The organism is Lysobacter sp. Root494 (assembly GCF_001427225.1).
In the GTDB taxonomy this organism is placed as follows: domain Bacteria; phylum Pseudomonadota; class Gammaproteobacteria; order Xanthomonadales; family Xanthomonadaceae; genus Agrilutibacter.
This window is the reverse complement of record NZ_LMFH01000010.1, coordinates 23,857-30,185: the sequence shown is the minus strand read 5'-3', so window position 1 is coordinate 30,185 and position 6,329 is coordinate 23,857. Positions and strand designations below refer to the sequence as shown.

The window sequence follows — 6,329 nt, the reverse complement described above, 5'->3', positions numbered from 1 at the left end:
CCTGCGTTTCGCGATCCGCGAAGGCGGCCGCACGGTCGGCGCCGGCGTGGTGTCGAAGATCCTGAAGTGACGAACTGACCCAGGCGCGCCTTGCGCGCCCGGGTTATCGGTTCGTCATCCCCGCGGCTATGAGTGGGGATCCAGCGATCTGGCTCCCGATCTTCACAGCTACACCAGTCGCAAACCCGCGCCAACTGCCCTGACAGTTGGCGCAATTGCGGCAAAAAAAGGCGAGGGATGGGTTGCAAACACCCATCCCTACCTACTAGAATGCAAGACCCTCGCGGCCTTCCTTCGGGAATAGGTCGCGAACCAGCGAAATGAAGTGCAGGAAGCGCCTCGTATTCGCCAGACAGGGAAATGTCGCGCGGCAGTGCTCCGTCCGTCCCGAAAGATAGTTCGGGACATCGATGACGGGGCCGTTTGCGCGTTCATGACTTCCAGTCTGGGCGGGCCGGTTCAACCGGTCTGCCTTTGTTTTTGAAAGGCGCTTTTGTAACGACGTTTTTGAAGGTTCTTCCGGGAGGGTGCGATTCCGGCGGAGTTTGAAGCACCAAAAGTCCAGGGGTCCGATACACCCAGTTATCGGATCTGTCGCTCTTTAACGAAGGAGTTTCCGCCATGGCGGACCAAAAGATCCGGATTCGGCTCAAGGCGTACGATCATCGACTGATCGACCGCTCGGCCAGCGAGATCGTCGAGACGGCCAAGCGGACCGGCGCGCAAGTGCGCGGCCCGATCCCGCTGCCGACCAAGATCGAGCGTTACACCATTCTGACCTCGCCGCACGTCGACAAAGACGCACGCGACCAGTACGAAACCCGCACGCACAAGCGCGTGCTCGACATCGTCGACCCCAATGACAAGACCGTGGACGCGCTGATGAAGCTCGAACTCGCGGCGGGCGTCGACGTGCAGATCAAGCTGACCTGAGGCACGCCACCATGACCGCGAAGAAATATTCGTTGGGCATTGTCGGTCGCAAGGCCGGCATGAGCCGCTTTTTCACCGCCGACGGCAAGTCGGTTCCGGTGACCCTGATCGAAGCCACCCCGAACCGCATCACCCAGATCAAGACGGTCGAATCCGACGGCTACAGCGCCGTGCAGGTGACCGCTGGCGTGAAGCGCGCATCGCTGCTGACCAAGCCCGAAGCCGGCCACCTGGCCAAGGCCAAGGTCGAAGCCGGTCGCGGCCTGTGGGAGCTGCGCGTCGAAGCCGACCAGATCGGTGGCTTCGAAATCGGCGGCGAGATCAAGGCTGACATTTTCGAAGCCGGCCAGATGGTCGACGTCCAGGGCGTGACCAAGGGCAAGGGCTTCCAGGGCACGATCAAGCGCTGGAACTTCACCATGGGTGACGCCACCCACGGTAACTCGCTGTCGCACCGCTCGCCGGGCTCCATCGGCCAGCGCCAGACGCCGGGTCGCGTGTTCCCGGGCAAGAAGATGTCCGGCCACATGGGTGACGTGCAGCAGACGACGCAGGGCCTGGAAGTGGTCAAGGTCGACGCCGAGCGCGGCCTGATCGCGATCAAAGGCGCGGTTCCGGGTGCTCCGGGTGGCGACGTGATCGTGCGTCCGTCGAGCAAGGGAGTCTGATGATGGAACTCGCAATCAACAACAGCAGCAAGACGCTGTCGGTTTCCGATGCGATCTTCGGCCGCGAATTCAGCGAAGACCTGGTCCACCAGGTGGTCGTTGCCTATCGCAACGCCGGTCGCGCCGGTACCAAGGCGCAGAAGACCCGTTCGGAAGTCAACGGCACGACCAAGAAGTCGAAGAAGCAGAAGGGCGGCGGTGCGCGTCACGGTGCGCTGACGGCTCCGATCTTCGTCGGCGGCGGCGTGACCTTCGCGGCCAAGCCGCGCAGCTTCGCGCAGAAGGTCAACCGCAAGATGTACCGCGCCGCGATGGCCGCGATCCTGTCCGAGCTCAACCGCCAGGGCCGCATCATGGTTGTCGAGTCGTTCGACATCGAAGCGCCAAAGACCAAGGACATGATCGCCAAGCTCAAGGGCCTGGAAGTGGGCAAGCGTCCGCTGATCATTACCGAAGATGCCACCGAGAACCTGTATCTCTCGGCGCGCAACCTGCCGTACGTCGAAGTGCGTGACGTCCAGGGCCTGGATCCGGTTGCCCTCGTGGGTGCCGATTCGGTCGTGGTCACCGCCGACGCGGTCAAGAAGATCGAGGAGTGGCTGGCATGAACGACGCCAAGCTCTACAACATCATCCGCGCACCACGCGTGTCCGAAAAGACCGCGCGCCTGCAGGAAGTTTCCAACCAATACGTCTTCGAAGTCGCAACGGACGCTACCAAGGCCGACATCAAGCAGGCCATTGAAAAGCTCTTTGCGGTCAAGGTCGAAGCGGTCAACGTCGTGAACGTGAAGGGCAAGAACAAGGCCTTCAAGTTCCGGATGGGCCGTCGCCCCGATTCGCGCAAGGCATACGTGACGCTGGCCGAAGGCCAGTCGATCGACGTGATGGCCACGGCCTGAGGATAGATCCATGGCATTGATGACTTTCAAGCCCACCTCTGCCGGTCGCCGTAGCGCGGTCCGCGTGGTGACGCCTGGCCTGCACAAGGGCGCGCCGCACGCCGCCCTCGTCGAGGCCAAGAGCAAGACCGGTGGCCGCAACCACCACGGTCGCATCACCACCCGTCACATCGGTGGTGGTCACAAGCAGCATTACCGCATCATCGATTTCAAGCGCGACAAGGTCGGCATTCCCGCCCGCGTCGAGCGCATCGAGTACGACCCGAACCGCACCGCGCACATCGCGCTGCTGTGCTATGTCGACGGCGAGCGTCGCTACATCATCGCGCCGAAGGGCCTGAAGGATGGCGACCAGGTGATCGCGGGCCGCGAAGCCCCGATCCGCGTCGGCAATACGCTGCCGCTGAGCAACATCCCGGTCGGTACGACGGTGTGCTGCGTCGAGATGAAGCCGGGCAAGGGCGCCCAGCTGGCCCGCGCGGCCGGCGCGAGCGTCTACCTGGTTGCACGCGAATCCGGCTACGCCACGCTGCGTCTTCGCTCCGGCGAAATGCGCAAGGTGCCGGTCGATTGCGCCGCCACCATCGGCGAAGTCGGCAACGACGAACACAACCTGGAAAAGCTGGGCAAGGCCGGTGCGAAGCGTTGGCGCGGCATCAAGCCGACCGTTCGCGGCGCCGCCATGAACCCGGTCGACCACCCGCACGGTGGTGGTGAAGCCAAGGCGGGCCAGGGTAATCCGCATCCGGTCACCCCGTGGGGTGTTCCGACCAAGGGTTACAAGACCCGCAAGAACAAGCGCACCTCGCAGTTCATCGTGCGCGATCGTAGGAGCTAATCGGCCATGGCACGTTCACTGAAAAAAGGCCCGTTCGTCGACCACCACCTGATCAAGAAGGTGGAGACCGCGGGCAACAACAAGAAGCCGATCAAGACCTGGTCGCGTCGTTCCACGATCCTGCCCGAGATGATCGGTTTCACCATTGCCGTGCACAACGGCAAGAACCACATCCCGGTGCTGGTCAACGAGAACATGGTTGGCCACAAGCTTGGCGAATTCGCCCTGACCCGTACGTTCAAGGGTCACGGCGGCGACAAGAAGTCGGGCAAGTAAGGAGATGACCATGGAAGCGAAAGCCATCCTGCGCAGCGCGCGCATCTCCGCCCAGAAGGCCCGCCTGGTCGCCGACCAGGTGCGCGGCCTGCCGGTCGCCCGTGCACTCGACCTGCTGAAGTTCTCCGACAAGAAGGCCGCTGGCATGATCTACAAGATCGTGTATTCGGCCGCCTCCAATGCCGAGAACAACTTCGGCGCCGACGCGGACGAGCTCAAGGTCAAGACCATCATGGTTGACGAAGGTCCCTCGCTGAAGCGCTTCATGGCGCGTGCGAAGGGTCGCGGCACCCGCATCCTCAAGCGCACCAGCCACATCACTGTGGTCGTGGGCGCCGGCAAGTAAGGCGGAGCATAGATATGGGTCATAAAGTACATCCGACCGGCATCCGCCTGGGCATCTCCAAGGACTGGACGTCGAAGTGGTTCGCTGGCAAGAAGCAGTACGCCAGTTACCTTGCGGCTGACCTCAGGGTTCGCGAGATGCTGCGCAAGAAGCTTGCACAGGCTGGCATCTCCAAGATCCTGATCGAGCGTCCGGCCAACAACGCGCGCGTCACGATCCACACCGCCCGTCCGGGCGTGGTGATCGGCAAGCGTGGTGAGGACATCGAGAAGCTGCGTAAGGAAGTCAGCGACGTGATGGGCGTTCCGGCGCACATCAACGTCACCGAAGTCCGCAAGCCCGAACTGGACGCACAGCTGGTTGCCGAATCGATCGCGCAGCAGCTGGAGCGCCGCATCATGTTCCGTCGCGCGATGAAACGTGCAGTCGGCAACGCGATGCGCCTGGGCGCGCTGGGCATCAAGGTGAACGTCGCCGGCCGCCTCAACGGCGCCGAAATCGCACGTTCGGAGTGGTACCGCGAAGGTCGCGTGCCGCTGCACACGCTGCGTGCCGACATCGACTACGGTTTCGCTGAAGCCAAGACGACCTACGGCATCATCGGCATCAAGGTATGGGTCTACAAGGGCGAGATTTTCGATTTCTCCCAGGTCGGCCAGGAAAAGCAGGACGACACGCCGCGCGCTGAGCGTGGTGACCGTCCGGACCGTGGCGACCGCAAGGATCGCAACGATCGTCCCGGTCGTGGCCGTCCGGCCCGCGAAGCGAGGTAATTGACCATGTTGCAACCCAAGCGAACCAAGTATCGCAAGATGCACAAGGGCCGCAACGACGGCCTGAGCTGGAGCGCGAATGCCGTCAGCTTCGGCGAGTACGGCCTCAAGTCGACGGCGACCGGTCAGCTGACCGCTCGCCAGATCGAAGCCGCACGTCGTTCCATCAGCCGTTACGTCAAGCGTGGCGGCAAGATGTGGATCCGCGTGTTTCCCGACAAGCCGATCACCAAGAAGCCGATCGAAGTCCGAATGGGCTCCGGTAAGGGCAACGTCGAGTATTGGGTCGCCCAGATCCAGCCCGGCCGCATGATCTATGAAATCGAAGGTGTGGACGAAGCCACGGCGCGCGAAGCGTTCCGTCTGGCCGCGGCCAAGCTTTCGGTCACCACCACTTTCGTGACCCGTACGGTGCGCTAATGGAACTCAAAGACCTCCGCGCGAAGTCGGCTGATGAGCTGAAGGCCCACCTGGCCGAACTGCACAAGGAGACGTTCGCGCTCCGCATGCAGAAGGCCACCGGCCAGCTCGCCAAGACCCACGAAGCCCGCCGCGTGCGCCGCGAGATTGCTCGCGTCAACACGCTGCTCGGGCAGAAGCAGTAAGGACCCGCAGTCATGACCGACAACAAAACAGAGAAGGCGCTGCGCACGGTAGAAGGCCGGGTCGTTAGCAACAAGATGGACAAGACGGTGACGGTGCTCGTCGAGCGCCAGGTCAAGCACGCGCTGTACGGCAAGTACATCCGTCGCTCGACCAAGCTGCATGCCCACGACGCCGACAATTCGTGCAACGAGGGCGACATCGTCCGCGTCGCCGAGTGCGCGCCGATGTCCAAGACCAAGAACTGGCGCGTGGTGACGATCGTCACCCGTGCGGCCGAATAAGAGGAGGGCTGACTCATGATCCAGATGCAGAGCTACCTCGACGTGGCTGACAACTCCGGTGCCAAGGAAGTGATGTGCATCAAGGTGCTGGGCGGCTCCAAGCGCCGTTACGCCGGCATCGGCGACATCATCAAGGTCACCGTGAAGGACGCGATCCCGCGCGGCAAGGTCAAGAAGGGCGACGTCTATGACGCCGTCGTGGTCCGCACCCGCAAGGGCGTTCGCCGCCCGGACGGTTCGCTGATCCGCTTCGATGGCAACGCCGCCGTGCTCCTGAACAACAAGCAGGAACCGATCGGTACCCGCATCTTCGGGCCAGTGACCCGCGAGTTGCGTACCGAGAAGTTCATGAAGATCGTCTCGCTGGCACCTGAAGTGCTCTGAGCGGAGGAATTAAGATGAACCGTATCCGCAAGGGCGACCAGGTTGTCGTCATCGCCGGCAAGGACAAGGGCAAGAAGGGTGATGTGATCCGCGTGGCCGGCGACAAGATCGTCGTGTCCAACATCAACATCATCAAGCGCCACACCAAGCCGAATCCGCAGGCCGGCCAGCCCGGCGGCGTGATCGAGCGCGAGGCGCCGATCCATATTTCCAACGTGATGCTGTTCAACCCTGCCTCGGGCAAGGGCGAACGCGTTGCCTTCAAGGTGCTGGAGGATGGACGCAAATTGCGTGTGTTCCGCTCCAGCGGCGAGGCTATCTGA

The 6,329-nt window shown here is 62.7% G+C and carries 13 protein-coding genes and 1 pseudogene; all 14 read left to right on the top strand.

From position 1 onward, the window contains the following. A pseudogene (locus ASD14_RS15840) lies at positions 1-70 on the top strand (elongation factor Tu); the annotation flags it as partial. Between the two features lie 551 nt (positions 71-621). Continuing rightward, positions 622-933 carry a 30S ribosomal protein S10 gene (gene rpsJ / locus ASD14_RS15490; protein ID WP_036212661.1) on the top strand — a complete coding sequence of 104 codons (312 nt, stop codon included), beginning with the start codon at positions 622-624 and terminating at the stop codon, positions 931-933. A gap of 11 nt (positions 934-944) precedes the next feature. Continuing rightward, on the top strand, positions 945-1,601 hold the full coding sequence (gene rplC / locus ASD14_RS15485) for a 50S ribosomal protein L3 (RefSeq protein ID WP_056136032.1): 657 nt from the start codon (positions 945-947) through the stop codon (positions 1,599-1,601). 2 nt (positions 1,602-1,603) lie between these two features. Continuing rightward, positions 1,604-2,209 carry a 50S ribosomal protein L4 gene (gene rplD, locus ASD14_RS15480; RefSeq protein WP_056136029.1) on the top strand — a complete coding sequence of 202 codons (606 nt, stop codon included), beginning with the start codon at positions 1,604-1,606 and terminating at the stop codon, positions 2,207-2,209. Further along, positions 2,206-2,502 carry a 50S ribosomal protein L23 gene (gene rplW, locus ASD14_RS15475; RefSeq protein WP_056136025.1) on the top strand — a complete coding sequence of 99 codons (297 nt, stop codon included), beginning with the start codon at positions 2,206-2,208 and terminating at the stop codon, positions 2,500-2,502. Before rplD ends, rplW begins: the two co-directional genes overlap by 4 nt. 10 nt (positions 2,503-2,512) lie before the next feature. Continuing rightward, positions 2,513-3,340 (top strand): 50S ribosomal protein L2, encoded by an 828-nt coding sequence (gene rplB / locus ASD14_RS15470; RefSeq protein ID WP_056136021.1) that lies wholly within the window; start codon positions 2,513-2,515, stop codon positions 3,338-3,340. A gap of 6 nt (positions 3,341-3,346) precedes the next feature. Next, positions 3,347-3,616 (top strand): 30S ribosomal protein S19, encoded by a 270-nt coding sequence (gene rpsS / locus ASD14_RS15465; protein ID WP_056136018.1) that lies wholly within the window; start codon positions 3,347-3,349, stop codon positions 3,614-3,616. A gap of 10 nt (positions 3,617-3,626) precedes the next feature. Continuing rightward, positions 3,627-3,962, top strand: coding sequence for a 50S ribosomal protein L22 (gene rplV / locus ASD14_RS15460; RefSeq protein WP_056136043.1), 336 nt, complete (start codon positions 3,627-3,629; stop codon positions 3,960-3,962). Positions 3,963-3,976: 14 nt separating this feature from the next. After that, positions 3,977-4,735, top strand: a complete 759-nt coding sequence (gene rpsC / locus ASD14_RS15455; RefSeq protein WP_056136015.1) for a 30S ribosomal protein S3 — start codon at positions 3,977-3,979, stop codon at positions 4,733-4,735. Positions 4,736-4,741: 6 nt separating this feature from the next. Further along, positions 4,742-5,155, top strand: coding sequence for a 50S ribosomal protein L16 (gene rplP / locus ASD14_RS15450; RefSeq protein WP_056136011.1), 414 nt, complete (start codon positions 4,742-4,744; stop codon positions 5,153-5,155). After that, positions 5,155-5,340, top strand: coding sequence for a 50S ribosomal protein L29 (rpmC, locus tag ASD14_RS15445; protein ID WP_056136009.1), 186 nt, complete (start codon positions 5,155-5,157; stop codon positions 5,338-5,340). The genes rplP and rpmC overlap by 1 nt, the downstream gene beginning before the upstream one ends. 12 nt (positions 5,341-5,352) lie before the next feature. Next, positions 5,353-5,622, top strand: coding sequence for a 30S ribosomal protein S17 (rpsQ, locus tag ASD14_RS15440; RefSeq protein WP_056136006.1), 270 nt, complete (start codon positions 5,353-5,355; stop codon positions 5,620-5,622). 15 nt (positions 5,623-5,637) lie between these two features. After that, positions 5,638-6,006, top strand: a complete 369-nt coding sequence (rplN, locus tag ASD14_RS15435) for a 50S ribosomal protein L14 (RefSeq protein ID WP_056136003.1) — start codon at positions 5,638-5,640, stop codon at positions 6,004-6,006. Between the two features lie 14 nt (positions 6,007-6,020). Further along, entirely contained in the window at positions 6,021-6,329 is a 309-nt protein-coding gene (gene rplX, locus ASD14_RS15430; protein ID WP_056135999.1) for a 50S ribosomal protein L24, read from the top strand.

Bases quoted from the DNA above. Each gene is read 5' to 3' on its own strand.
- rpsJ (WP_036212661.1), top strand. From the start codon at position 622: ATGGCGGACCAAAAGATCCGGATTCGGCTCAAGGCGTACGATCATCGA.
- rplC (WP_056136032.1), top strand. From the start codon at position 945: ATGACCGCGAAGAAATATTCGTTGGGCATTGTCGGTCGCAAGGCCGGC.
- rplD (WP_056136029.1), top strand. From the start codon at position 1,604: ATGGAACTCGCAATCAACAACAGCAGCAAGACGCTGTCGGTTTCCGAT.
- rplW (WP_056136025.1), top strand. From the start codon at position 2,206: ATGAACGACGCCAAGCTCTACAACATCATCCGCGCACCACGCGTGTCC.
- rplB (WP_056136021.1), top strand. From the start codon at position 2,513: ATGGCATTGATGACTTTCAAGCCCACCTCTGCCGGTCGCCGTAGCGCG.
- rpsS (WP_056136018.1), top strand. From the start codon at position 3,347: ATGGCACGTTCACTGAAAAAAGGCCCGTTCGTCGACCACCACCTGATC.
- rplV (WP_056136043.1), top strand. From the start codon at position 3,627: ATGGAAGCGAAAGCCATCCTGCGCAGCGCGCGCATCTCCGCCCAGAAG.
- rpsC (WP_056136015.1), top strand. From the start codon at position 3,977: ATGGGTCATAAAGTACATCCGACCGGCATCCGCCTGGGCATCTCCAAG.
- rplP (WP_056136011.1), top strand. From the start codon at position 4,742: ATGTTGCAACCCAAGCGAACCAAGTATCGCAAGATGCACAAGGGCCGC.
- rpmC (WP_056136009.1), top strand. From the start codon at position 5,155: ATGGAACTCAAAGACCTCCGCGCGAAGTCGGCTGATGAGCTGAAGGCC.
- rpsQ (WP_056136006.1), top strand. From the start codon at position 5,353: ATGACCGACAACAAAACAGAGAAGGCGCTGCGCACGGTAGAAGGCCGG.
- rplN (WP_056136003.1), top strand. From the start codon at position 5,638: ATGATCCAGATGCAGAGCTACCTCGACGTGGCTGACAACTCCGGTGCC.
- rplX (WP_056135999.1), top strand. From the start codon at position 6,021: ATGAACCGTATCCGCAAGGGCGACCAGGTTGTCGTCATCGCCGGCAAG.